At 64.7% G+C, this 25,352-nt stretch carries 23 protein-coding genes and 1 pseudogene; 14 read left to right on the top strand and 10 right to left on the bottom strand.

Annotation, left to right across the window (positions count from 1 at the left end; genetic code table 11):
* The 3 genes and pseudogenes from D3I60_RS18965 to D3I60_RS18955 all read left to right on the top strand — a co-directional run.
* Positions 1 to 330: pseudogene (locus D3I60_RS18965) on the top strand (hypothetical protein); the annotation flags it as partial.
* Between the two features lie 300 nt (positions 331 to 630).
* On the top strand, positions 631 to 2,196 hold the full coding sequence (locus D3I60_RS18960; RefSeq protein ID WP_262778492.1) for an acylneuraminate cytidylyltransferase: 1,566 nt from the start codon (positions 631 to 633) through the stop codon (positions 2,194 to 2,196).
* Positions 2,193 to 3,080, top strand: a complete 888-nt coding sequence (locus D3I60_RS18955; protein ID WP_167198448.1) for an N-acetylneuraminate synthase family protein — start codon at positions 2,193 to 2,195, stop codon at positions 3,078 to 3,080. Before D3I60_RS18960 ends, D3I60_RS18955 begins: the two co-directional genes overlap by 4 nt.
* 143 nt (positions 3,081 to 3,223) lie before the next feature.
* Here D3I60_RS18955 and D3I60_RS18950 read toward each other — a convergent pair whose 3' ends face one another.
* The gene (locus D3I60_RS18950; protein ID WP_262778490.1) at positions 3,224 to 4,948 is read right to left on the bottom strand and encodes a polysaccharide pyruvyl transferase family protein; all 1,725 of its coding nucleotides are present in this window, start codon (positions 4,946 to 4,948) and stop codon (positions 3,224 to 3,226) included.
* Positions 4,949 to 5,090: 142 nt separating this feature from the next.
* Between D3I60_RS18950 and D3I60_RS18945 the strand changes: the two genes are divergently transcribed.
* Genes D3I60_RS18945 through D3I60_RS18930 form a run of 4 tightly spaced genes read left to right on the top strand, consistent with a single transcriptional unit; the run spans position 5,091 to position 9,900 of the window.
* Positions 5,091 to 6,062: a glycosyltransferase family 2 protein gene (locus D3I60_RS18945; protein ID WP_262778489.1), complete on the top strand. Its 972-nt coding sequence runs from the start codon at positions 5,091 to 5,093 to the stop codon at positions 6,060 to 6,062.
* Positions 6,062 to 7,456: an alpha-2,8-polysialyltransferase family protein gene (locus D3I60_RS18940; protein ID WP_262778488.1), complete on the top strand. Its 1,395-nt coding sequence runs from the start codon at positions 6,062 to 6,064 to the stop codon at positions 7,454 to 7,456. Before D3I60_RS18945 ends, D3I60_RS18940 begins: the two co-directional genes overlap by 1 nt.
* Positions 7,449 to 8,564, top strand: a complete 1,116-nt coding sequence (locus tag D3I60_RS18935; RefSeq protein ID WP_262778487.1) for a hypothetical protein — start codon at positions 7,449 to 7,451, stop codon at positions 8,562 to 8,564. Before D3I60_RS18940 ends, D3I60_RS18935 begins: the two co-directional genes overlap by 8 nt.
* Positions 8,551 to 9,900: a DUF6716 putative glycosyltransferase gene (locus D3I60_RS18930; RefSeq protein ID WP_262778486.1), complete on the top strand. Its 1,350-nt coding sequence runs from the start codon at positions 8,551 to 8,553 to the stop codon at positions 9,898 to 9,900. The genes D3I60_RS18935 and D3I60_RS18930 overlap by 14 nt, the downstream gene beginning before the upstream one ends.
* 283 nt (positions 9,901 to 10,183) lie before the next feature.
* On the opposite strand, the gene D3I60_RS18925 is transcribed toward D3I60_RS18930, so the two are convergent.
* The 3 genes from D3I60_RS18925 to D3I60_RS18915 are packed head-to-tail and all read right to left on the bottom strand — an operon-like array spanning position 10,184 to position 13,389.
* A complete protein-coding gene (locus tag D3I60_RS18925; protein ID WP_262778485.1) occupies positions 10,184 to 10,696 on the bottom strand; it encodes a GtrA family protein in 513 nt (170 codons plus the stop codon).
* 21 nt (positions 10,697 to 10,717) lie between these two features.
* Positions 10,718 to 12,304 carry a hypothetical protein gene (locus tag D3I60_RS18920; protein ID WP_262778484.1) on the bottom strand — a complete coding sequence of 529 codons (1,587 nt, stop codon included), beginning with the start codon at positions 12,302 to 12,304 and terminating at the stop codon, positions 10,718 to 10,720.
* Positions 12,301 to 13,389: a glycosyltransferase gene (locus D3I60_RS18915; RefSeq protein ID WP_262778483.1), complete on the bottom strand. Its 1,089-nt coding sequence runs from the start codon at positions 13,387 to 13,389 to the stop codon at positions 12,301 to 12,303. The genes D3I60_RS18920 and D3I60_RS18915 overlap by 4 nt, the downstream gene beginning before the upstream one ends.
* A gap of 350 nt (positions 13,390 to 13,739) precedes the next feature.
* On the opposite strand from D3I60_RS18915, the gene D3I60_RS18910 reads away from it, so the two are divergent.
* From D3I60_RS18910 to D3I60_RS18900, 3 genes are all read left to right on the top strand, one after another.
* Positions 13,740 to 14,708, top strand: coding sequence for a methionine ABC transporter ATP-binding protein (locus tag D3I60_RS18910; protein WP_262778482.1), 969 nt, complete (start codon positions 13,740 to 13,742; stop codon positions 14,706 to 14,708).
* The gene (locus tag D3I60_RS18905; RefSeq protein WP_262778481.1) at positions 14,708 to 15,382 is read left to right on the top strand and encodes a methionine ABC transporter permease; all 675 of its coding nucleotides are present in this window, start codon (positions 14,708 to 14,710) and stop codon (positions 15,380 to 15,382) included. The genes D3I60_RS18910 and D3I60_RS18905 overlap by 1 nt, the downstream gene beginning before the upstream one ends.
* Before the next feature lie 65 nt (positions 15,383 to 15,447).
* Entirely contained in the window at positions 15,448 to 16,284 is an 837-nt protein-coding gene (locus D3I60_RS18900) for a MetQ/NlpA family ABC transporter substrate-binding protein (protein ID WP_262778480.1), read from the top strand.
* 103 nt (positions 16,285 to 16,387) lie between these two features.
* On the opposite strand, the gene D3I60_RS18895 is transcribed toward D3I60_RS18900, so the two are convergent.
* A complete protein-coding gene (locus tag D3I60_RS18895; protein ID WP_262778479.1) occupies positions 16,388 to 17,287 on the bottom strand; it encodes a serine hydrolase in 900 nt (299 codons plus the stop codon).
* Positions 17,284 to 18,279 carry a LysR family transcriptional regulator gene (locus D3I60_RS18890; RefSeq protein ID WP_262778478.1) on the bottom strand — a complete coding sequence of 332 codons (996 nt, stop codon included), beginning with the start codon at positions 18,277 to 18,279 and terminating at the stop codon, positions 17,284 to 17,286. Before D3I60_RS18890 ends, D3I60_RS18895 begins: the two co-directional genes overlap by 4 nt.
* Before the next feature lie 176 nt (positions 18,280 to 18,455).
* Between D3I60_RS18890 and bla the strand changes: the two genes are divergently transcribed.
* A complete protein-coding gene (gene bla / locus D3I60_RS18885) occupies positions 18,456 to 19,388 on the top strand; it encodes a class A beta-lactamase (RefSeq protein ID WP_262778477.1) in 933 nt (310 codons plus the stop codon).
* A 21-nt stretch (positions 19,389 to 19,409) separates the two neighbouring features.
* Here bla and D3I60_RS18880 read toward each other — a convergent pair whose 3' ends face one another.
* Positions 19,410 to 19,757 carry an SDR family oxidoreductase gene (locus D3I60_RS18880; RefSeq protein ID WP_262778476.1) on the bottom strand — a complete coding sequence of 116 codons (348 nt, stop codon included), beginning with the start codon at positions 19,755 to 19,757 and terminating at the stop codon, positions 19,410 to 19,412.
* Between the two features lie 40 nt (positions 19,758 to 19,797).
* The gene (locus D3I60_RS18875) at positions 19,798 to 20,073 is read right to left on the bottom strand and encodes an SDR family NAD(P)-dependent oxidoreductase (protein ID WP_262778475.1); all 276 of its coding nucleotides are present in this window, start codon (positions 20,071 to 20,073) and stop codon (positions 19,798 to 19,800) included.
* A 99-nt stretch (positions 20,074 to 20,172) separates the two neighbouring features.
* Here D3I60_RS18875 and D3I60_RS18870 point away from each other — a divergent pair, with 99 nt between their 5' ends.
* The 3 genes from D3I60_RS18870 (at position 20,173) to D3I60_RS18860 (ending at position 22,111) form a co-directional block, all read left to right on the top strand.
* Entirely contained in the window at positions 20,173 to 20,961 is a 789-nt protein-coding gene (locus D3I60_RS18870) for an NAD(P)-binding domain-containing protein (RefSeq protein WP_262778474.1), read from the top strand.
* A gap of 73 nt (positions 20,962 to 21,034) precedes the next feature.
* The gene (locus D3I60_RS18865) at positions 21,035 to 21,502 is read left to right on the top strand and encodes an SRPBCC family protein (protein ID WP_262778473.1); all 468 of its coding nucleotides are present in this window, start codon (positions 21,035 to 21,037) and stop codon (positions 21,500 to 21,502) included.
* A gap of 48 nt (positions 21,503 to 21,550) precedes the next feature.
* On the top strand, positions 21,551 to 22,111 hold the full coding sequence (locus tag D3I60_RS18860) for an antibiotic biosynthesis monooxygenase (RefSeq protein ID WP_262778472.1): 561 nt from the start codon (positions 21,551 to 21,553) through the stop codon (positions 22,109 to 22,111).
* Positions 22,112 to 22,200: 89 nt separating this feature from the next.
* On the opposite strand, the gene D3I60_RS18855 is transcribed toward D3I60_RS18860, so the two are convergent.
* Complete coding sequence (locus tag D3I60_RS18855) at positions 22,201 to 24,003, bottom strand: formate--tetrahydrofolate ligase (RefSeq protein WP_262778471.1); 1,803 nt, start codon at positions 24,001 to 24,003, stop codon at positions 22,201 to 22,203.
* 144 nt (positions 24,004 to 24,147) lie between these two features.
* Positions 24,148 to 25,338 (bottom strand): pyridoxal phosphate-dependent aminotransferase, encoded by a 1,191-nt coding sequence (locus tag D3I60_RS18850; RefSeq protein WP_262778470.1) that lies wholly within the window; start codon positions 25,336 to 25,338, stop codon positions 24,148 to 24,150.
* Between the last annotated feature and the right edge of the window lie 14 nt (positions 25,339 to 25,352).

The raw sequence follows: 25,352 nt of genomic DNA, 5'->3' as shown, positions 1-25,352 counted from the left end.
ACAGGGCCAGCGGCCCTAGGTGAGCCAGCGGCCGGGGGCGGGCCAGCGGCCCTGGGTGCGCGAGCGGCCGTAAGTGGGCAAGCCGCCGCGGGCTTGCCAGCGGCCGAGCACCGAGCCGATACGCCTGCGGCCGGGCAGACGCCGTCGGGGCCGTCGACTAAGCAGTGGTTCGCTCGCATCTCCGCCGCCCTGTTCGCGCGCCGCATCAGCGTCGGGCTCATCCTCGTCGCAGCGATCCTCGCCTTCGCCTACTTCTGGCCCATCTACACCGGCGAAGTCATCCCGTTCTCTGCCTGGAACAACCGCATGTGGAACATCACCTGGCGCTGACCGACTGACGTTGGCGTGCACCTGCGTGCCGCGCTGGCACGGCCACATCATGCCGCTGGCGCCTTCGCGCTGGGCGTCATCGACTTTTTTCCCGCCCGTCATCTCCTTTTGATCAGATACTCATGTTCGAACCGGATTATCTGTCCAAAAGTCGATGAGGCTCCCACATGCTCTGCCCACTCAGCACCCACCGCCCGCGGCCCACCGGCACCTCCGTCACAGGTTCGCCATCGAAGGGTCGCCTCGGCGACATGGCGTGTTCACCTCGAGGTAACACCCCGTCGTTAGCGTCGAATCATTGTGAATGACCAATCGACGACCTACGAGCCCAACGTAGCCGAGCTTCAGCCAGGAATGAAGCCGGATGCGCGCACCACCATGGCCGCGGACCAGGCGGCAGAAAGCACCACCGCACCAACCAGCACCACCTCCCCCACTCCCCACCGCACCGTCGCGATCATCCCCGCCCGCGGCGGATCCAAGGGCATTCCGCTGAAGAACCTGCAGAAGGTTGCCGGAGTCTCACTGTTGGCCCGCGCCATCAACGCCGCCCAGGCCAGCCCCAGCATCGATCGTGTGATCGTCTCGACCGACCACGACGGAATTGCGGCCGAAGCCGTGCGCGCCGGCGCCGAGGTGGCCCACCGCCCCGCTGAGATCGCCGGCGACACCGCCACCAGCGAATCCGCACTCATCCACACGCTGTCGACCCTCGACGAGGACTTCGACATCACCGTGTTTATGCAGTGCACCTCCCCTTTCATCGACTCGGCCTCCATCGAGAACGCGGTGCGCACCGTCCGCGACGATGACGCCGATGTCGTCTTCTCCGCCGTCGAAGACCACTCCTTCCTGTGGCGCCTCGACGACGACACCCAGGCGGTGGCCGTCGGGCATGAAGCCAGCTTCCGCCCTCGCCGCCAGGACCGCGCCAAGCACTTCAATGAAACCGGCGCCTTCTACGTCATGCGCACCTCCGGCCTCATCGAACACGAGCACCGCTTCTTCGGCCGCATCGGCATCGAAGAGGTCCCGCCGGAGCACGCCCGCGAGATCGACGACATGTCCGATCTCACTCTCGTCCGCGCCATCGCCTCTACCCAGGAGACCGCACAGGTCATCGACGTCGACGCCCTGGTCACTGACTTCGACGGCGTCCACACGGATGACGGCGCCTACGTCGATGAGGACGGAAACGAGCAGGTCCGCGTCCACCGCGGCGACGGCATGGGCGTCTCCCGCCTCGTGAAGTCCGGCGTTCCCATGATGATCCTGTCGAAGGAACGCAACCCGGTCGTCACCCGCCGCGCGGAGAAGCTGGGCGTCGACGTCGCCCAGGGAATCGACAACAAGGCCAGCATCCTCGACGCGTGGATCACCGCCAACGACCTCGACCCGGCCCGCGTCGCCTACGTCGGCAACGACATCAACGACCTCGAAGCCTTCGACGTCGTCGGCTGGCCCATCGCCGTCGCCGACGCCCACCCGCGAGTCCTCGCCGCCGCCCGCGTCATCCTCGACCGGCCCGGCGGCCGGGGTGCGGTACGTGAGGTCTGCGACCTCATCCCGATCCCCGCCGAGGCGGCCGCAACCATTCATGGCCCCACTCTGACACCCGTATCCGCCGCCTTCACCCCCGGTGCCGTCCACAGCACAGGTGCGACGACACAGTCACCGGCCCATGCGGAAGCCCACGCCGCTGCCGCTCCGGCGGACGCGTCAACCACCGCCGCCGGAGCGACTTCGCTGCGACACGCGACCGGGCACCCGTCCACTTTCTCTGAACGTCAACCCTCCATTGAGCAGCAGCCGCTGCTCACCAACCACGCAGCCTCGCCGCGTGCCAACCGAAAGCAGGTTTCATGACTGATCAACTCGCCCCCGTGGCCATCGGAGAGCACCTCGTCGGCCCGAACCAGCCCGTGTACATGATCGGTGAGATCGGCATCAACCACAACGGCGACGTCGACATCGCCAAGCAGCTCATGGATGTCGCCGTCACCGCAGGTGCACAGGCAGTGAAGTTCCAGAAGCGCAACCCCGAGGTGGCCGTCCCCGAACACCAGAAGTCGAAGATGCGCTCGACCCCGTGGGGCGAGATGACCTACATCGACTACAAGCACCGCGTCGAGTTCGGCATCGACGAGTACACCGAGATCGACCGCTACGCCAAGGAAGTCGGACTCCAGTGGTTCGCGTCCCCGTGGGACACCGACTCCGTCGACTTCCTCGAGAACGAATTCGATGCTCTGACCTACAAGGTGGCTTCGGCCTCGCTGACGGACTTCGAACTGTTGCGCGCGATCGCTGCCACCGGCAAGCCCGTCCTGTGTTCGTCGGGCATGTCCGACTGGGAGACCCTGGATAGGGCCGTCGAGGTCTTCGACCGGGACAAGCTCGTGCTCATGCACGCCACCTCGACCTACCCGCTGCCGCCCGAGGAGGTCAACCTCAAGGCCATCCCGGCCATGCGCGAGCGCTACGGAGTTCCCGTCGGCTACTCCGGACACGAACTCGGCCTCGAAATCTCGTTCGCCGCAGCCGCTCTGGGTGCCGTGACCATCGAACGTCACATCACCCTGGATTCCTCCATGTGGGGATCCGACCAGTCCGCGTCGATGGAACCGCGCGAATTCGCCTCCCTCGTCAAGGGCGTCCGCGTCCTCGAAACGGCGTTCGGCGACGGGCAGAAGCGCGTCATGCCGGGCGAGGAGTCGAAGATCGATTCCCTGCGCAAGGTCACGGCCTGACCTGCAGCAGACACCGGGCCCGAGCCCGGACCTGAGCACTGAAGCGGCGCCATCACCTCACCGAGGTGATGGCGCCGCTTCGCTGCATCCCCGCCGAGGCGATGCCGCGAACCCCGCCCCGCACCGAGGTGGTCGGACCGTCGTCAGCCGCGACGTTTCAGTCGGCGGAGTCTCCACCGGATTCCGTGCCGAACCTTGTCGGCGAGCACACGTGTCTCCTCGCTCGCAGTGCGGTTGTTCACGGCGTCAAGCGCTCGAGAGCTGCGTGCCGCTTCGTCGGACAGCCGTGTGATCCGGTCGTCCCGTTCTGCTGCTTCGCGGCGCTGACGTTCGGCCTCGGCCAGTGCGTCGTCACGTTCTGTTTCGAGGGCGTTCAGCCTCGTCTCCGTTCGTGCCTGGATCTCGCTTATGGTTCGATCGTGGTCGCGGCGGGACTGGATGAGCTCCCGATCGGCTCGAGCCAGGGCACGAGTCTGCTGAGCCGCGACCTCCTCGGATTCGGCGATGGCCGCGACATGGAACTCTTCGGCCCGGATGTCTTCGGCCGAGCGCAGGCGCGACTCCCTTCTCCGGTGCTCGATGGCGGTGCCGCGATGCGGCCCGTCATCGGACAGAGGATCCGATGAGTCCGTGTTCGGGAGCTCACCCGAACCGGCCATCGTCGATCCGGCTGAGCCCGCCCCTGCCCGCGAGCACACCAAGTCTCTGATCCTCTCGAGGTTGTCCGCGGTGATGTCGGCGAATCGGGCACGGGTCTCGGCCAGGTCGACTTGCAGATCGGCACCGCGAGAATACGCGCCCTCGAGTGCCGCGACCATCCTGTCCGCCAGGGCGACGGCTGCTTCGCCGCAGTCGCCGTCCGAATGGACAGCGTCGGCAGCGTCCGCACTCATCCCGTCCGCACCGACGGGCACCACGAACTCCGGGTGACCGATATCGGCGGCGAAGTAGCCGAGCTTCGCATGCAGATCGACGGAGATCGGAATCGACCCGACCCCGAACGGGATCATCTGCGCATGCCCACGCCCGCCGAGCACATACGGCACGGACGCGAAGAACTCGACGCCGGAGAAGAACCCGACATGATGACCGTGCAGTCGCACCTCTTCGACTCCGGCCACCTCGGCGACAAGGCGGCGGGAGACCTGCGCATCATCGGGATGGAATGGGGTGCTCAGCACCCTCCACCCCTTGGCCACGAGGATTCGAGCGGCCCGCACGGTCGCCTCGTGGATGGCGTCCGCATCGAATCCGGCGGCGATCTGCCGCGGGTGAACGAGCATCTGGATGGCCACAGTCTTCTGCTTCGGGTCCGGTCGCCTGCCGGCCAACGGCGCATACAGGTGGTCGAGGATCGTCGTCGGACAGGGTTGGAAGGCGATGCGATCCTGCCTGCCCAACAGTGCTCCGATCGTCGCCATGCTCCCGGTGTTGCGCAGCCCGAAGAACGCCGACTGGTCGAGCACTTGGCTCACATGGGAGCGCATGAGGTCATCGAACTCCGGCTGACCGGGGAACCTGTTGTCCCCGAGCGCATAGACGATGAGGGGAACCTCGAGGGCACCGAGCGCCTCGGCCGAGATCTTCCACTGCCACCCGGACAGACGATTCGGATTCGTGTCCTGCAGGAACAACCCTCCCCCGCCGATGACGACGGCATCGGCGGTGGCGTTGATCCGGGACACGGCCGCTTCGTCGACTTCGCGACGCAGTGCCGCCGCCGAGGCGAACGTGAAGTTCGGCTTCCCTCTCACGGCGTCCGTACCGCCCAGGACCCGGAAGGCGTCCCTGACGACCGGGAACAGGACTTTGTCGCCGAAGTTGCCCCAGGTCGGGATGTCGAAGTGGAAGAGTCTCAGGCTCTGCATCGGCCAAGCCTAGATGCAGCGGACGAACTCCGGATGAACGACGGTGAACATTTCCGGACACCTCTACGCAACTTTCTGTTCTCCTCCCACCCATACGATCGATCGGACGCGCACAGCAACCGAGATCCCGCGGAAGGACCACATGCCCCAACCAGTCGTCAGCGTCGTCATCGCGGCGAAGAACGCCGAGGAGACGATCGGCGGAACTCTCACGAGTCTGGTCAACCAGAACTTCGCCGCCAACGAGCTCGAGGTCATCGTCGTCAACGACGGCTCGACCGATGACACGGCCGGGGTGGTCGCCGACTATGCCGATCGGCTCAATCTCGTCGAGATCCACAACGCCGAATCACGTGGGGTCTCCACCGCCCGCAATGCGGCGCTCGAAGCCTCGACCGGCGCGAATGTCACCTTTCTCGACGCCGACGACTGGTATGCGCCGGGCCATCTGCGCTCACTCACCGACGCCATCACCGGGCTCGGCGTCGACTTCGTGAAGACGAACTACCTCATCGTCAACGGCTTCAACCGGAAGCTGCGCCGCGCACCCTGCGCGAAGCACAACACGGCGCTCAACCCGCGGGACCACATCCTGCCCCACGACGCCTCGACGATGGTCGACTTCCCGGAATGCTGGACGGGCATCTACTCCCGGACCATGGCCGATCGCGGACTGCTCGACTTCAACCCGGCGCTGCGTACCTGCGAGGACCGTCCGTGGACATGGCGCCACCACCTCGAAGCCGATTCCTTCGCCGTCGTCGACACGGCGGGTCTGTGCTACCGGAAGGGCAGCACCACCTCGTTGACGGCGATCTTCGACGAACGCCAACTCGATTTCATTCCCGCCTTCCGTTCGGTCTTCGCAATGCTCGAGGCGAACCCGGACAACCGCAACTTCGAACAGAAGGCCGTGCGCAACTTCCTCTCCATCCTCTACTTCCAGATCTTCAACCGGGGCTCGTCGATGTCGCGGACCGTGCGCGAACAGCTCAACCTCGGCGCGGTCAACACCTTGAAGGACATCGGCAACGACGTCATCGATCGTGCGCTGACGAACTACGGCGAACGCCGCCTTCCCGTGATCGAACCGATCGTCAGGAGGGCCCGCTGATGACGCAGATCATCGAGATCTCCACCCAGTACCAGCTTGCGAACATCTCCGCCCTCATCCGCGCGGGCCGCCTCGGCGAACCGAGTGAGCGTCGCATCCTCGTCGTGGCGAACAATTCCTTCGCCCCCGAACTCACTCCGGCCGCCGATGACATGCCCGGGTCGACCGGGCTGCTGGCCGACTTCGATGCGGTCGTGGATTGGAATGCCACGATCTGGCCCAACCATCCGAAGGCCTTCGGCATCTCCGGCGAGCGCGCCCCGATCATGGAACGCGCCCTGCGCCGAGAGTGGGACCTGGCAGATGACGAGGACCTCGAGCTCATCGTCGAATCCCTGCCCAGCCACCCCGCCGGAGCGCTCACGCAGATCTTCGCCACGGCCGATATCAGCGTCCATTCCGATGGACTGATGAGCTACGGGCCGATCCGCAATCCGCTCACCCTGCCGCAGTGGCAGCGCTTGACAACGATCTACTACACGGATCTGCTGCCCGGCATGACTCCACGTCAGCTGGCCGAACACAACCCGAACCGGGTGGTCCTGCCGACCGCCGACCTCGCTGTGGTCATCGATGAGATGACCGCCGAGGTAGCCGATGAACTGGCGAGCGCCCACCTCGATGCCCCGATCGAGGGCAGTGCGATCGTGCTCGGTCAGTACCTCGCTCAGCTCGACCTCATCACGGCCGAGGAAGAACTCGATCTGCACCTGCAGATGCTCGATGTGGTCAAGGCCGCGGGTCTGACCACTGTGATCTTCAAACCGCATCCCACCTCGGCGCGGACGACGACCGGTCCGCTGCGGCAACGCTGCGAGGAACTCGGGCTCGACTTCGTCCTCGCCGATGTGCCCCTGCTGGCCGAGATCGTCGTCTCCGCCACCCGACCGGAGCTCGTCGTCTCCTGCTTCTCGACGGGCCTGGCGACCGCGAAGGGGCTCTACGGGTGTGAGACCGCGGCTGTCGGGACCACGACGCTGCTGTCCGCGCTGGCTCCGTACCAGAACAGCAATCGCATCCCGCTGACCATCATCGATGCCCTCCACTCGGGTCGGTATGTCCTGCCGGGCGACCTCACCGAGGCGGGGGCGGCGAAAGACCTCAATCCGCTCATCGACGCGGTCACGTACTGCATGCAGTCGGACTCCGCCTCGTACCTGCGGCAGAACGCCAGCGAGTTCCTTTCGGGTGCGGTCGGCGGTCCCGATATGAGGTACTTCAAGCGCAAAAGGCTGACCAAGCTCGATCTGCCCGGACAGCAGCACATCCCCCGGCACAGGAAGACTCTCAGTGCTGCCAAGCAGCGACTGGTCTCGAAGGCGAAGCGCACCCAACATGTGCTCAAGGACTACGGCATCACCGTCGATCCATCGAAGCTGAGAAAGAATGGCTGAATTGCTGATGGCTGAGAAGACCAAGGCGAACCCGAAGAAGACCAAGAAGTCGGGTGACAAGGCCGTCAAGAACGAAGCGACCGAGAGAGGTGGCGCTGAGAACGGCGCGGGGAAGAAGAGCACCCGAATGACCTCGGTGGCCTTCGTCGAATCCCCGCTGCAGTTCCTCTCCGCGCTCGAATCCCATGAGCCCACGGAGGATCTGCTCATTCGAGCTCGGGCGAGCGCGAAGGGCATGACGTCCTTCCTCGACGCCTTCGATCCGGCCTGGCTGCCGACGAACGTCCGTCTCGAACGGGACGGGGCGAAACCCGGACTGCTGCGCAAGACGGCATTCGATCGGATCTACCTCGGCGATACCTGCTCCGGTCAGGTGCACAAGGCCCTGGCCTTGGCCTATCTGGAACGTCGCCTGCCCGAGGTCGTCATCCTCGATGACGGCCTGGCCACGTACTCGGCGATCGAGATCCTCACCGCCAAGCGCGGTCCCCTCGTTCGCCCCCGGCAGAAGCTCAAGGCCTCGCGCACGGTCATGGCCGCACACGTCGCCGACCGGCTTCGCCACCTGGCGACTGTCGGCAAGCTCCGCTGGCACACTGCCCTGCCCGTGGCGAAGCCGCTGCGCAAGGCCTTCCTCAAATCCGGAGGCGAGATCACCCGCCACCGCTTCGAGCACCTCCAGACCCTGCCCACCGGTGGCAGCCACCCGCGGGACAACCCGGTCATCGGTTCGTCCCTGGCCGCCGACGGACTCATCGACGCCTTCGCCTACCGGGCCTGGGTCGACGACATCATCGACACTCACGGATCGATCACGTATTACCCGCATCGGCGTGAGACCGAGGAGTTCCTCACCGACCTCGGCCGTGATGAGCGGGTGCGGATCAAGAATCTCGGCTTGCCGATCGAATTGCGTCTGATCAACCTGCCGCCGGATTCGACGATCCGCAGCCTGCCGTCGACCGCGGCGGTGTCGCTGGCCGTGCTCAATCCGGACGTGACCATCGACGTCACCGAGATCCCCGCGAAGTGGTGGACCGGTGCCTCACCCGATAGTCTGCGAAAGTCCCTCAACGCCCAGTCGGTCAAGGCAGATGACGATTCCTGAACCTGGCGATTCCCACTACAGCGGGCCGATCCTGCCTCCATCGCTCTCCGCCGCCCCGCCTCGGCGATCGGCCGGGTTTGCCCCCATTCGCATCCTCTCGGTCTCCGACAGCGAGTCGTACCTCAAATGGGCGACGCAGATGCTGTCGTCGCTGCCGGATGTCGAAGGACGTGTGTTCCTCGTCGACAATCCGATCCTGCCGACGGACGAGCAGATCGCCAGTGCGGTCGCCGGCACCGATTGGGAGCACCGTGAGGTTCCCGTCATCGCCCGGTCCGATCTCGCCCAGGTCATCGCCGACCACTCCCCCGACATCGTCCTCGGCGCCGCCACTGGTCCGATCGTCGCCCAGGTCTTCCTCACTGCGCACACCCGCACCGACCGGCCCGCGTTGGTCTCGGGGCTGCCCGGAATGGGTCTGCCGGCCAGCGGCAAGGGGATGAACTATCGCCGGCTGATGGATGCGTTCATCGCCCATTCCTCCGCCGAGGTGGCCGCTTACACCGAGGCGAGCACCCGGTCGCAGGTGCCGTGCGAGGTGATGTTGGCGCGATTGCCGATGCTGCGTTCGGAAGGCATTCCGCACCTGAAGAACTCCGGCACCGAGGCGGCCCAGCCGACCGTCCGCACCGCACCATCGTCGGCCGGGGCTGCACGATCCCATGCCCCCGCGGATCCGCGCACCCTCGTCTTCGCCCCGCAGGCGAAGGTCCCGGCCGAACGCGTCGACCGTGAGTCGATCATCGCGGCCCTGGCCGAATTCGCCGACCGGCACCAGGAATCGAGAGCGGTCATCAAGATGCGGTCGCGTCCCGGTGAGTTCGAGACCCATCACGAGCAGCATTCCTACTTCGAGATCCTGGAGGACTTCCGCACCCGCAGAGTCCCTGGCGCGGAACGCATCGAACTCGGCTATGGTCCCCTCAGCGAATTCCTCACCGACGACTCAGCACTGGTCACCGTGTCCTCGACTGCGGCACTCGAATCCATCGACCGAGGTGTGCCGACCCTCCTCATCTCGGACTTCGGCTTCGACGCCGAGCTGCTCAACGAGGTCTTCGAAGACTCCGGAGCGACCGGCGCATTGGCCGATGTGGCTGCCGGGTCCATCGGATTCCCTGAACCGGAATGGATGGCCGAGAACTACTTCCACCCCATCGACGGACAGCTGCGCCGCGACCTTGGGCTGTTGGCCACCCGGGCTCGGGCCGGACAGTTGCCGAACCGTCGAGCCGCACTGCTGAGGCAGAAGCGGATGCTGCTGCGGGCCGAACTGCGCACCGTCACCCCGGCACCCGTCGTCAGGGCCTACCGCAAGCTGCGCCGCACCGGCTGAGCGCCCAGGCGCCTCAGCGCCCACGTCTCAGCGGAGAATAGGTCGCTAGCGGACACCCGAACTCAAACTTGGGTCACCATCGGACAATTCTTGCGCCGAAAACTATCCGATGCTGACCTAGATTTTTGACCCGCGGCGAGCAGTTGCGCATCGGGGTCCTTAAGTGGTCTAACCGGTCACAGAAAACTCAGACGGGAGTGACCATTTACCCCACCCAAGCGGAGGTGCGAGAAGGCGGGCGAGCACCTAAGCGGAGGTGTGGGAAGCGGCGGGAGAAGGCGGCTCAGCCGCGGTCGTCGGGGACTCGGCTCGATTCCTCCATGGGCACGACCACCTCGGCGTGGGGTGACTCGTCTTTGAACACCCACGTGCGGTAGGCGTAGAAGCGGAAGATCATCGCCAGCCCGATGCCGATGACGTTCGTCGAGATGTTGTAGGTGAGCTGGTCGCGCATATCGAGCAGGTACCAGGTCACGCCGAGGGGGATGACGGTGATGATCATGCCGGCAAGGTTGACCGCGATGAACAAGACGATGCCGCGCATGTTCGAGTTCGTGGTCCGGTCGCCGTAGGTCCAGAGCTTGTTGCCCATCCACACGACGACCATCGACAGGATCGTCGAGACGATCTTCGACTTGATCGGGCTGCCATCGAGAAGCGCCGGGATCGGACCGAAACCATAGGCCAACAGGTTCGACAGTCCGACGTCGACGATATAGCCGAGCCCGCCGACGGTGAGGAACTTGAAGGCTTCCACCGCCAGGCGCCGGAGACGGTCCGAGAATGACTCTTTCATAACTGGTGCCAGTCTATGGCTCTATGTTTCGGACTCGCTGGATGCCGCGCTCGGCGGAGTGGCCGCGTCCCGTTCTGGATCGTTGCCGCAGTGTGCGGATCGGCTCGTCCGGTTTCGATCCGGGCGGCGCCGCCACGTTGCGATCGCGAGCACGACTGCCGTGGTCAGCGCCAATGCGGGCCAGAACGTGTAGCGGAAATGGTTGGCCGGCACGATCGGGAAGTATCCGAAGACATAGCACAGCGCCGAGGCGGCCAAAGTCGTGATCTCGGGCCAGAAGGATCGCTTGTGGATAGTTGCCTCGCGCTGCTGTCGGTGCGCCCGATAGCCGAGACCGAGCATCACGACGGCCACCAGGGTCCAGAACCAGGGGGCGAACAGCATCGGGAAAGTGCCGAGCGCGAAGTCCTCGACGTAGGGACGGACGATGTAGTCGGCCTTGGAGTCCCCCTGCTCGATGCCCGCTTTCGTCGCCTCGCGATGCCATTCAGCCGGCCAGTACTCGACACCGGAGGTGAAGAAGTAGTAGGAGAACACCGCGGCCCGGTACTCGGCGTAGCGCAGGGGGTGAGTGATGACATGGTCGAGCCACAGCTCCTTGAGCGCGTCCTGATGAGCGATCGGGGAGAAGTCCTCTCCGCTCTCACCCTTGCCGAAGCAGTTCCAGTACGCATCCCAGATCTCGCCCTTCTCCAGGCACTTCTCTCGAGCCGAACTGATGTGGTCGGTGAGTTCCTTCGGGGCCCCGGACTTCTTGAGTTCGGCGTCGGGGACGGAGAACATCACGTCGTCGAGCAGAATCTGTGAGATCTGACCGGTCTTCGTCACTCCCATCTGCGCGTCGATGACCGCGTCGGTGACTTTGACGCCTCCGCCGATGAGCACGAGGACGATCAGCGACGAGGCCGCCGTCATCAGAAGCGGGCGTCCCTTCTTCGCGGAAGATGCTGTCGGCTCTGAAGTCTCAGGTGACTCGGAGACCGTCGTGGCTGCGTCTCCAGGTCGTCTTCGACGATTGCGCCACAGCTGCATCAGGCTCCATCCGCCGTACACGGCGATCGGCACGACCGCGAACACCGCGTTCTTGCGCACCCCCACCGCGTAGACGAGGAGAGCCAGGGCCGGAAGCCATAGCAGCCAGGTCTTCGGGACGAAGCGGGTGATCATGATGAGGACGATGGCGAGCAGGATGGCCACGGCCATCTGGGTGTCCTTCCACAGCGTCGTCATCTGGGACACGACCCAAGGTGTGACCATGATTGTCGGACCCAAGAGCGACACCCACCTCGGCGCTCCGGATCGGTGGACGAACACCCCGATCCCCCACGCAGCCGCGGCCAGCAGGCCGACCTGCAGCAGGAGCAGACTGCCCGGGTCTCCGGTGATGTCGATGAGGATTCGCCACACCGCACTCATCACCGGCGGATGCCAATCGGAGTACGGGATCTTCCCTGCGGCCTGCAGGTACTGGTTGGCGATATCGACGTTGACTCGACCGGGCCAGAACAGACGCAGGAAGATCGCCGACCAGGCCGCGACGAGTACTCCGAGCAGCAGATCCCATGCCAACGGGGACGTCAGCCACCTGCGGATAGCAGAACGACTCATGAAGCGAAGCGTGCCCGCGCCTGCCGACTCGGCTCCAACTGTGGGGCCTCGGCGAAGAGCCCTGCCTCCGGAGCTGAGAACTCGTCGTCCGCGGGACCAGTCTGTCGCGGGTCCCGGCCCTGCGTAAGGTCCCGGCGCTGCGTGAGGGGTCGACCGCTGACGGCGGGCAGGCTGAGGTAGACCAGGCGGGAGGTCTCGCGACGGGCCCTGCGCAGACCGTCCAAGGTCAGGCCGACGCTGCCGAGCAGGAACGCCAGGCCCATGAGCGCGGCGGCGAGGATCGCGGTGGGGAACCTGGGCACGAGCCCGGTCTGCCAGAACTCCCACACCACGGGAAGGCCGAGGGCCAGCGACAGGGCAGCGAGCACGGTGGTGAGTGCGCCGTAGAACAGGCGGGGTCGTTCGTGCCGGACGAGGGCGGAGATCAGCCCGAGGATGCGGAACCCATCCTTGAAGGTCGAGAGCTTCGACTCGCTTCCGGCGGGTCGGTCACGGAAGTCCACGGCCACCTCGGTGGTGGGAAGGCGCAGGGACATCGTGTGCACGGTCAGCTCGGTTTCGATCTCGAACCGGCGGCTGATGGCGGGGAACGACTTGACGAAGCGGCGGGAGAAGACGCGGTAGCCCGAAAGCATGTCGGACACGTGCGAACCGAAGAGCCACCCGGTCAGCCGGTTGAACATCTTGTTCCCGGCCTCGTGGCCCGGCCGGTAGGACGTGGTCTCCTGGTTGTCCTGGCGAACGCCGAGCACGTGGTCGTACGGACCGGAGAGCAGGGTGTCGATCATCTCGGGCAGGTGGGCCGCCTCGTAGGTGTCGTCGCCGTCGATCATCACGTAGATGTCGGCGTCGATGTCGGCGAAGGCGCGGCGGACGACGTTGCCCTTGCCGGGCACGTTCTCTTTGCGCACGATGGCACCGGCTTCGACGGCGCGCTGCGAGGTGCGATCGCTCGAGCAGTTGTCGTAGACGTAGACCGTGATCCCGGGAACGGCGGCCTTGAGGTCGCCGACGACCTTGGCGACGGTGATCTCCTCGTTGTGGCAGGGCACGATCGCCGCGATCCTGGCCGTTTCTTCGTACATTCACCGGTCCCGTCGTGGAGTTCATCCGCCCGCCGGGTACCCGGGCAGGCAAACCTGTCGATCATCCACAGTTACGCCCCGGACATGGACATTGGGTTACGTCGGAGGAAAATGCTGCTGGATTCTGTCCCGACTTCGACCGCCGTTCACCGTCTCGTCATCTCCGCCGCAGTGAGTTCTTCGTCACGATGGACCGCCAATGCGTCCTTTTATGACATCCCATGCCGACGCCGAGGCGATTCCTTGTCATCCTGAATCGTCGGCCTTACTGGACCGTAGACCGACCCATCTCCAAATCTCTGCCGTCCACCACCGTGCGCGGCATTCGTCAACCACACGAGGAGGCGCCTGTGATCGAACTGCGCGCACTGCGGAAGGTGTTCGGAGAGACCGTCGCCCTGGAGGAGATCGACCTCTCGGTCCCCGCCGGAGAGATCCACGGCATCGTCGGCCGCTCCGGCGCCGGCAAGTCCACGCTCATCCGCTGCCTGACGGGGCTCGAGTCCCCCACCTCCGGGACGGTGTCGATCAACGGCGTCGACCTCACCAACCAGTCCGGTGCCGGACTGCGCGAGGCCCGTCGCAGCATCGGCATGGTCTTCCAGCACGTCAACCTCCTCGACTCGAGCACCGCGCTGAAGAACGTGGCCCACCCGCTCAAGATCGCAGGAGTGCCGAAGGCCGAACGCCTGGCCAAGGCCCGTGAGCTCCTCGAATTCGTCGGCCTCGGCGACCGAGTCGACAACTATCCAGCTCAGCTCTCGGGCGGGCAGAAGCAGCGCGTCGGCATCGCCCGAGCACTGGCAGCAGAGCCGAAGGTGCTGCTGTGCGATGAGCCCACCTCGGCATTGGATTCGACGACGACGGATCAGATCCTCGGCCTCATCCGCTCCCTGCGCGACCGTCTGGGCATCACCGTCCTCATCATCACCCACGAGATGTCAGTCATCCGCGAGATCTGCGACTCCGTGACGCTGCTCGCCGACGGCCGCGTGGCTAAGACCGGGAAACTCGCCGAGGTCATCGCCGAGCCCGGATCGATCCTGGCCAAGGATCTCGTCCCCCTGCCTCCGGTCAGCCTCGACGACGGGGCCAGCCGCCTCGTCGAGGTGTCCCTGGCCGGCACCGATCTGCCCACCGTACTCACCGCCGCACGGAATGCCGGAGCGAGCGCCGAGGCGATCCTCGCCGGAGCCGTGGAGACGATCGAAGGCCGCCAGGTCGGTCGGCTGCGCTTCTCCGTCGACTCGGCCGAACAGGCGAAAGAGCTGATCAGCGCCCTGAAAGCCGATGGAATCTATGCGGAGGAGGCAGCCTGATGAACGATCCCACATGGTTCGACAACCCGGCGATCACCGATCAGATGTGGCCGGCCGCCATCGAGACTCTGCTCATGACGGCCTGGTCGACCGGGCTCGCCGTCCTCTTCGGACTGCCCTTGGGCATCTGGCTGTTCACCGCGTCGAAGGGCGGGCTGAACTCGAACCCGGTCGTCTATCGGGTGCTGTCCTTCATCGTCGACATCACGCGCTCGATCCCCTTCATCATCCTCATCATCGCCCTCATCCCCTTCGCCCGATTCGTCGTCGGCTCGGCGCTGGGCTGGCAGGCGACCGTGGTGTCACTGACAATCGGCGCGATCCCCTTCTATGCCCGCCTGGTCGAGAACTCGCTGCGCGAGGTCTCCGAAGGCAAGATCGAAGCCGCACTGATGATGGGCGCCTCGAACGGCCAGGTGATCCGTCAGGTCTACGTTCCCGAGGCTCTGCCCGGTCTCATCGGAGCCGCCACGGTCACCTCGGTGACGTTGGTGTCCTATACCGCGATGGCCGGTGCCGTGGGCGGCGGCGGTCTGGGTGCTCTGGCGATCTCCTACGGCTATCAGCGCTACCAGGCGGACACGATGATCGCCTGCATCATCGTCCTCGTCCTCATCGTCACGATCATCCAGTTCATCGGCGATCGGCTGGCCCGCGCGGTCGACCACCGGTGAGCCGCCTCGGCGGCAACCACCTCATCTGCGCTCTTCACAACACACAGAACACATCAAGGAGAACCATGAAGACCAAGCTCATTGCGATCGCGGCCAGCGCGACTCTGCTGCTCTCGGGCTGCGGACTCGTCGGCGGCGGCACGGATTCCGTCGGTGAGAAGGACGGCGACATCACGAAGCTCACCGTGGGTGCGACCCCGGTGCCGCAGGGCGACATCCTGCGCTATGTGGATGAGAACCTCGCCGAGGATGCCGGCCTCGACATCGAGGTCACCGAGTACACGGACTACACGCTGCCGAACAAGGCGCTCAACGACGGCGACATCGACGCGAACTACTTCCAGCACAAGCCATACCTCGACTCCGAGGTCGAAGGCCAGGGCTACGAGATCACCGGCTTCGAGCCGATCAACCTCGAGCCCTTCGCGCTGTTCTCGAAGGACATCAAGGACGTCAAGGACATCCCGAAGAACGCCAAGATCGGCATCAACAACGATCCGTCGAACCAGGGTCGCGCGCTGAAGATGCTCGAAGAAGCGAAGCTCATCACCCTCAAGGACGGCGTGGACGCGGTCGATGCGAAGCTCTCCGATGTCGAGGACAACCCGAAGAACGTGAAGTTCGTCGAGGCCGACGCCGCACAGCTGGCTCGCACCCTCGAAGACGTGGATGCTTCGGTCATCAACGGCAACAACGCCCTGGAAGCCGGTCTGAGCCCGGCCAAGGACGGCATCCTGCTGGAGAAGGCCGAGGACAACCCGTACGGCAACTTCCTCGCCGTGCGCACGGAGAACAAGGACGACGAGAACATCAAGAAGCTCGACGAGCTGCTCCACTCCCCCGAGGTGAAGAAGTTCATCGAGGAGAAGTGGGCCGACGGCTCCGTCCTCCCCAGCTTCTGACCCCAATTGCTACCTGACGGCGGCTCAGCAACCTCGCGCGAGGTTGCTGAGCCGCCGTCGGGTAGTTCGGGAGGGAAAGAGTGTCTGCGGACCGACGTTCCCCTCACCTCAGCAGATCGTGAAGGGCACGGGCAGCAGCACCGAGAGCAGCCTCCGCGGCGGGCTGAACCGAAACGGGATTGCTCGATTCGCTGAGCACGACGATGGCGATCGACTGACCGTCGGCGTGGTCGACGACACCGATCTCGTGTCTGAGATGGAGCAAGGTGCCCGTCTTCGATGACCACCGAGCCGAATCGGACATCAGGTCGGGCGCAAGTCGGTGGCGAACGACGTTCCCGGACATCAGCTCCCGCAGCCGGGCGGCGACGCCGTGGTCGAGCCTCGCGGGGCGCCAGACCTCGGCGAGGAGGCCCATCAGTCCGCGAGCAGTGGCGGAGTTGGCGCGGGAGACGTCGAGCTGCCAGATCCGATGCCCGTCGCCCTGGGGCGATCGAGTCTGTGCGAGGTCGTAGGCCAGGTGCGCATCGGCTCTGTCGAGGCTCTCCATCGGTGTCATCGTCAGCGCATCGAGCCGGTGACGGATATCGATGGTCCGCAGCCCGAGAGCATCGAGGTCCCTCTGCACCTCGGCTGCAGGAACAAGGTCAAGCAGTGCATCGGCGGCGGTGTTGTCGCTGAAGCACACGGCCAAGGTGAGCAGGTCCTCGACCGCGATCCGCGCCGGGTGCCGAAAGCGTGCAGCACTGGTCGGACTCGCAGATCCGGCAGCGGCCGGTTCGACTCGGACCTGCTCGTCGGCGGCAAGGTCCCCCGCCACAATTCGATTGAGCACTGCCAGTGCAATCGGCACTTTGACCAGCGACGCCAGCGGCACCGCTCCGTCGGGTGCGAGCACAACCTCGGCGTTCGTATCGAGATCACGGGCGATGATTCGGGCGCTCAGACCCGCCTGTTCAAGCTCTGCTTCGGCCGCCCTGATGACTCTCTTCCGTTCGATCATGGCGCTTCACCCCTCGACCGCGTGGTCCGCGGAACGGGCGCCGAGGCGGCACCGCTGGACGGCGATCGTCGCCTTCCCGACCTCGAAGTCCGCCTGTTCGCCTCGGAGGCGACCGATCCGCCGAGGCAATCAGCGACCTCCTCGGCGAAGTCGGCAAGCAGCATTATGTCCTCGTCCGCGGCGGCCGCCAATTCATAGCCCCGAGAAATCGTCGGGTCGATGAGCGGCGCCCAGGAAAGATCCAATTCCGCGGCTTCGGCCTCGCTGCACAGCAGCAGATCACCGTCACTGAGCACCGCCGCGACCGCGTCAGGATCTGAGGTGTCCACAATGACTTGGTAGGGAAGCAGGCCCGCGGTCTCGGCGGATCGTCGGACCCGGTCGCGAATGTGCGGAACGTTGTCCTCGCTCGTCACTCGCAGGCGTCGACCTGCAAGTTCGAGATCATCGCCGGGGACCCGCGCCCGAGATCTCCGCAGGTCGGCGATCCGCACCGGAACCGTCAGCGGAGAGCGATGAGCACAACCCAACGCGACAGCCCATGTGCCTTCGTCTGCGGGAACGGTCTGCACCGAAGCGCGCACTCGTCTCCCATCGAGATCGTCGGACCGCTTGCCCGGCGGACTCGAGTGGAAGTCGACCCGAAGCCCCCGGTCCTTCATCGATGCCGCCAGCACGGCAAGATTTCGTGTCGAGCAGGAAGTCGGGACTGCCAGAGTGATTGGCCGCAACTTTGCCCGGTCGGCACCGGTCAGAAGCTCGTCTGCCAGTTCGACCAGGCGCGTTGCCGGGACCAGCATGTCGCGACCGAACGGTGTGAGACTCACTCCGCGTCCGGTCCGTTCGAGGAGCCGCGCACCGAGCTGCTTTTCAAGCCCGGCGATACGCCGACTGGCCACCGGCTGCGGGATTCCGTCTGCGGCAGCACCGAGCGTCATGCTGCCGAGTTCGCTGACAGCGGTGAATGTCCGACAGGCGTCTACCAGGTCCATGACCTCATGGTATGCGTTATCGATATGAGAATGAGTGTTTCAGTCTTCGACCGCATGGCAGAAGTGGGGAAAGATGTTCAGCAGCGAGCATCGCAAGCACATCGATTTCGAGACAGTGCTCGGCCCGCAGGTCCACCTCAAATCGACTCCCGTCGGGGAGAGAACGGAACGAATCGATGAACGCTCGTATCCTGGAGCGTGTCGCTGCATCGACACTGGCAGCCATGGCATTGGTCGGCTGCACTCAGAGTGAGGCTCAGTCGCCGGACCAGTCCAACACACAGACCGAAACCTCAAACAGCCCGGCTGGCGACAACGACCACCAGCGACTCGACGAACAGCTGACGAACCTCGAAGATCGCTACGACGCGCGGGTCGGAGTCAGCGCACTCGATACCGAGACCGATGAAGCGGTCGACCATCGTGCCGACGAGCGCTTCGGCTTCGCCTCCACGCTCAAAGTGTTCGCCGTCGCCGAGCTCCTGGGCCGCACGAAGCCGGACGATCTCGAGAAGAACGTGACGTGGACACAGGCCGATGTCGACGAGGCCGGCTGGACACCCGTGACGGAGAAGCACGTCGACGACGGACTGCCGCTCGACGACGTCGCCGAAAGCGCACTGAGGGTCAGCGACAACCTGGCGATGAACATCGTGCTCAATGAGCTCGGCGGACCCGAAGCCCTCGACGATGCCCTGGAGGAGGCAGGAGACACGACCACCGAAGTCACAGACGAAGAGCCGGCGCTCAACGACGTCGAAGATGGCAGCACGGACAACACCACCACCCCGGCCGCTTTCACTGCAGGGCTCCAGGGCCTCCTCGACCCGCAGCAGCTCTCGGACGAAGATCGCGAACTGCTCCTCAACTGGATGTCGGCGAACGAGACCGGCGATCCGCTCATCCGCGCAGGTGCGCCTGAAGGCTGGGTAGTCAGAGACAAATCAGGGCATTCGGATGCGATTCAGAACGACATCGCCGTGGTCACGCCTCCCGATCGCCAACCCATCGTCATCTCCGTCATGACAGAAACCGATGACCCCGAATCGGAGGACGGACCTGCCTTGGTCGCCGCCGCCGCCGAGATTGTGCTCGACAGATTCCAATGACGACGAACGACCCCGCCTCCCTCACACGACAGTCGGCAGCACTCCCCCATCCGCGCGCAAGGCTGCACCGTTCGTCGCCGAGGACAGCGGGCTGGCCAGATAGGCCACGAGGTTGGCAATCTCGTCAGGCTCGATGAAACGCTGCAGCAGTGAGGTATCGCGGACGAGGGAGTCCCGCAGGTCCGCGGCGGGCATCGATTCCGCGGCGGCGATCTGCTCGACGGCAGCCGCGACGCCGTCCGAGTAGGTCGGCCCACCGAGCACGGCATTCACCGTCACCTCGGTGCCGCGGGTGAGTTTCGCCAGGCCATTGCTCAACGCCAGAGCCGCAGCCTTCGTCACGCCGTAGTGGATCGTGCGCTCTGGCACATCGACGGCTGACTCCGTACCGATGAAGACGATTCGCCCCTCACCCGTTCTCGAGCATCGGCGGGAGCAGCCTCCGGGACGAGCGAACCGTGCCCATGAGGTTGATCTCCAAGTATCGCGTCCACTCCGCGTCGCCGATCTCGGTGAACTCCGCCACATCGAAGAGGCCGACATTGTTGATGAGGACGTCCACCTCGCCGAGGCAGTCGAGCAGTCCGTCGACCTGCCCGACGTCGCCGAAGTCCGCCGCGATTCCCCTCGCCGAGGCGGCCGAATCACCTCGGCGATCAGAGACGAGGGCAGCTGGCGCCCGCATTAGGCGACATCACGGTCGTCTGTTTTCACCATCATCACCGATGGACTCCTCAGCCGATGACAGAATACGAACAGATACACACCGCTCGAGGAGGAGCACATGACACGCATCGGTTTCATCGGAGTCGGAGAGATCGCCTCGGCGATGGTCGAGGGCCTTGCCGCCAGCGAAGCGAAAACCGACCTCGAGATCTTCCTCTCCCCGCGCAATGCCGCACGCGCATCGAGACTCGCCGGTTCCCTCGAGTCCGCCACGATCTGCCAGAGCAATCAGGACGTCGTCGACCGCAGTGACCTCATCGTTCTCGCGGTGCTGCCGCAGCAGACGGATTCAGTCCTGGACGATCTCGACATTCCCGTCGAGAAAGCCCTGGTCAGCGCGGTCGCCGGCGTCGCAACGGACCGACTCGCCGATCACCTTCCGCGCTCCCCGACGATCGTGCGGATCATTCCTCTGCCCGCCGTCCGCGAGCGCAAGGGCGTCACCGCCGTATTCCCAGCCGATGACGCGGTCGAAGAGCTGCTGAGCCACCTCGGCGGATCGGTGACCGCTGAGGATGAGACGATGTTCTCCACGCTCTCGGCGGTGACGGCGACGATGTCGGCGCACTTCGCGTTCCTGCAGACGATCACCGCGTGGCTCGTCGACCGTGGCTGGAATCAGGAGGACGCCGATCACTTCATCCGCGGCCAGTTCGTCGGCCTCGGCACCACACTCGCCCAGACGGATGATCCCATCCACGACCTCGTCGCCGCCCATGAAACCCCGGGCGGTCTCAACGAGATGCTCAATCACGAGTGGATGGACGAGGCTAACCGCAACTCACTGACCGAGTCCCTCGACCACGTGTTCGCCCGCGTCACCGGTCCCACCGGAGACTGGCCCTGACCGGTCATATGCCGGCCCGACCGCAGCTTGAGAGGTCTCTCGCGCTGGCCCGATGATCACTATGATGACCGGCATGACTGAGTCTCTCACCTTCGCAGATTCCATCCACATCGACGCCGACCCGATGACGGTCTACCGGACCGTTGCGGACGTGACCAGAACCGGAGAATGGTCGCCGGTCTGCCGAGAGTGCTGGTGGGACGACGGCGACGGCCCACGGGCAGGTGCCTGGTTCACCGGGCGCAACGTCACCCCTGACCGAGAATGGCAGACCCGCAGCCGCGTCGTCCTCGCCGACGAAGGACGGAGGTTCGGATGGAGCGTGGGACCCGGCCGAGTCAACTGGACCTACAGTGTGCAGGACGCAGACGGAGGCACGCTGCTCACCGAATCGTGGGAGTTCCTGCCGGAGGGGCAGGAGTTCTTCGCAGAGAAGTACGGTGAACGAGCGTCCGAGGAGATTGCCGCACGAACGGCCTCTGCGCACACCGGCATTCCCCAGACCCTCGCTGCGATCAAGCAGGTCATCGAAGCGCGCTAGGGCATCCGCGGAATCTGCTGCGGCAGACGGTCACATAAGATTTCCACCATGCCTCAACATTCTGCCGTCACCGTCTCGATCGCCCGCACGGTCCGCCCAGACAACCACCGGCGTTTCAACGCCTGGGTGCAGGCTGGCCAGGAGCTGGCCCGTGAACGCGACGGCTACCTGGGATCGGGATGGGTGCGAACCTCACCGGACTCCAACGAATGGCACGTGCTGTACCGGTTCTCCGATGCGAAATCGCTGCGGGCATGGGACGAATCCGAAGACCGTCGGTGGTGGATCGAAAGCGCAGCCGAAATCGTCGAGACCACTCGGGTCGAGCACAGAACCGGCATCGAGGGCTGGTTCGAACCGCACGGGGAGGAGTCCGTCACTATCCCGGAGACGGTCGTCCCGCCGAGGTGGAAGCAGGCAGTGAGCATCTTCCTGCCGTTCTTCCCGCTCAGTCTGCTCTCGACGTTCCTCCTCATGCCTCACCTGGAGAGCTGGCCGAAGGTCCTCGCCGTGCTCCTCAACATCTGCATTCTCACGCCGCTGATGACCTACATCTTCCTGCCGGTGAGCACTCGACTGCTGCGCCCCTGGTTGCACAGACCTCGCTGACACGTCACCAATGCCCCAATTACTACCTGACGGCGGCCCAGCAACCTCGCGCGAGGTTGCTGGGCCGCCGTCAGGTAGTAAGGAAGGTCTCAGAAGAGGCCGGTGATGTTGCCGTCCTCGGTGACGTCGATCTTCAGCGCTGAGGGTTCGCGCGGCAGGCCCGGCATCGTCATGATGTCGCCGGCGATGACGACGATGAACCCGGCGCCGGCCGAGAGCCGCACATCCCTGACCTCGATGATGTGGTCGGTAGGCGCCCCGCGCAGGCTCGCATCCGTCGACAGCGAATACTGCGTCTTCGCGATGCACACGGGAGCATCGCCGTAGCCCTCTTCGGTGAACTGACGCAGCTTCCGCTTGACCTTCGCCGGCAGATCGACATCTTTCGCCTGATAGATCCGCTGCGCGATGGTTCGGATCTTGTCTTCGAGCGGCAGGTCGAGGTCGTAGCTGTAACGCGCCCGCGACGCAGGATCGACAACAGGAGCCTCGGCATCCCCGGAGGCGGTGCCGGCGACGAAGACCGAACCGTCGTCGACGGCAGGTCCGGCCGTGCCATCGCCACCGCCGTCGCCGGCGCGTCCGCCCGCGGCCTCGACGACCGCCTCGGCCAGGGCAAGCGCACCCTTGCCACCATCGGCCCAGTGCCTCGACTCGACGGCCGCAACCCCGATCCCGTCCAAATGCGAGATCGCCGCGGACATCTCCTCGTCAGTGTCCGTGGGGAACCGGTTGAAGCACACGACCGGTGTCAGTCCGTAGATCTCACGCAGGTTCCGACAGTGCAGCTCGAGGTTGCTCATTCCGCCGATCACGGCAGACACATTCGTTGAGTTCACATCGGCAACGTCGACTCCCCCGTGGTACTTCAGTGCTCGCAGCGTCGCGACGACGACCACGGCAGAGGGCCAGATCCCGGCGGTGCGGCACTTGATGTCGAGAAACTTCTCGGCCCCGAGGTCGGCACCGAAGCCGGCCTCCGTGACGACCCAGTCGCCCAGCGCCAGCCCGGCCTTCGTCGCAAGGAGGCTATTGCATCCGTGGGCGATGTTCGCGAACGGCCCGCCGTGGATGAACGCCGGCGAATGCTCCAGGGTCTGCACGAGGTTCGGCGCCAAAGCATTGCGCAGCAGCGCGGTCATCGCGCCCGCTGCCCCGATGTCGGCCACGGTGATGGGTTCGCGCGATCGGCTGTGGGCGAGCACGATCCGTCCCAGCCGGTCCTTGAGGTCGGCCAACGAGGTGGCCAGGCAGAACACCGCCATGACCTCGCTGGCCACGACGATGTCGAAGGCATCCTCGCGGGGCACGCCCCCGTTGAGTCCGCCGAGTCCGACGACGACTCCGCGCAGCGCCCGGTCGTTGAGGTCAACGACGCGGCGGAGGTGGATGCGCCGCGGATCGACATCGAGGCTGTTGCCGAAGTGGATGTGGTTGTCGAGCATCGTCGCGGCGAGGTTGTTCGCCGCCGCGATGGCCGCGAAGTCGCCGGTGAAGTGGAGGTTGATGTCCTCCATCGGCACGACCTGCGCGTATCCGCCTCCGGCCGCCCCGCCCTTCATTCCGAAGACCGGGCCCATGCTCGGCTCCCGCAGCGCCAGCACGGCCTTGCCGACCTCGGGCTTCGCCCGTGCGAGCTCGTTGAGTCCGTCGACCAAGCCGATGCTCGTCGTGGTCTTCCCTTCGCCGGCAGGAGTCGGGCTCATGGCAGTGACGAGGATGAGTCGACCGTCGGTGGCGGACTCGGCCGCCCGATCGAGGACGTCGATGGGCACCTTCGCCTTCGTCCATCCGTGGGGAATGATGTCCTGCGCGTCGAGACCCAGCCCAGCGGCGATGTCGACGATGGGATCGAGCTCGGCGCTGAGCGCAATATCCATATCTGTGGTCATAAGGCCATCATGCCCGTTCTGCGCGATTTTGTGACCATCACCGACCCGAGAATTCGCGCAATGTGCACTGAGTTCCGCCCACCGCAACATCGACCCCGCCGAGGCGGTCGACCGGTTTCCTGCACGAGCACTGCAAATCACGCCTTAGATCGAATGAGGGCGATCGTCGACACCCATCTGACCAAGGCCCAGTGCGATCCGGTCGATCCCCTTGGCAATTTCGCCCAAAGAAGCAGCAAAAGACATACGCAGGTAGCCTTCTCCAGACGCTCCATACTCACTGCCCGAACGCAGTAGAACTCCTGCATTCGCCAAGTGAAGACGAACTTCATCGGAGGTCGCGCCAACTCCGTGTTTGAAAAACGCGTAGAACGCGCCCTGCGGAGCCTCGAACGACACTCCCTGGACCTTCGACAGGTGTGTAACGACAAACTCGCGTCGTCGGGAGTACTCATCCTGCATATTTGAATAGAGGCTATGACCTTGCCTGAGCGCGACAATTGCAGCTCGCTGCACAGCGGCGTTAGGAGCGCCCGCGATCATCCGGCTGACCTGAGATATCGCTGCGGCTATAGCAGGAGGCGCTATCGACCATCCCAGCCGAAACCCGGTGAGAGCAAAGGACTTCGAAAGAGTGTCAACGACTACAACACGTTCGGTCAGTTCAGGAACGGAAATCGCCGAGGTGAGATCTGCTCCATAAGTAAAGGCAGAGTACGCCTCGTCACTGACAACGACAGTCTCCGATCCTTGCAACCCCTTGCCTATAGCCCTTAGGTCTTCCTGGGGAAATACAGCGCCGGTCGGGTTCCCAGGGTTACAAAGAATGAGCAACTTGGCCCCACGCGCAGCAGACAATATTGCAGGCACATCGAGCTGGAGGTCGCTTTGCAGGGGGACCCAAATCACTTGGCCGCCCACCATCTCAACTAGATCGCTGTATAGCGAATAGGTCGGTTCCGGTATGACGACGCGATCACCGGGGCTGACAAGAGCCAGCACCAATGATGCGAGCACTCCAGTCGCCCCATGCCCGATCGATACCTGCGCCGGCACCACTTTTTGGTTCGAACGCAATGTGGACTGTCGAGCTATTTCCTTTCGCAACTCCGGATCTCCATTTAGGTCCCCATAGTGGCTGTAGCCGTCCTGCACTGCTGAGCGCATCGCGTCAACCACAGCCACGGGGGCTGAAAAGTCAGGCTCACCCATAGATAAGTCGACTGCATCGCCACTGGGTACGGTTCCGGCCGGCCGCTTCGACGTTCGCCGAACACGGTCCAGGCCAGTAGAACAACTGAAGTTCACGTCACTCCTCGAAAATGTGTTGTGCATTACGTAAAGTAGAG

It is taken from the genome of Brevibacterium permense (assembly GCF_025506275.1).
Lineage (GTDB): Bacteria > Actinomycetota > Actinomycetes > Actinomycetales > Brevibacteriaceae > Brevibacterium > Brevibacterium permense_A.
The sequence above is the reverse complement of the archived record's forward strand: the minus strand, read 5'-3'. Positions and strand labels throughout refer to the sequence as shown.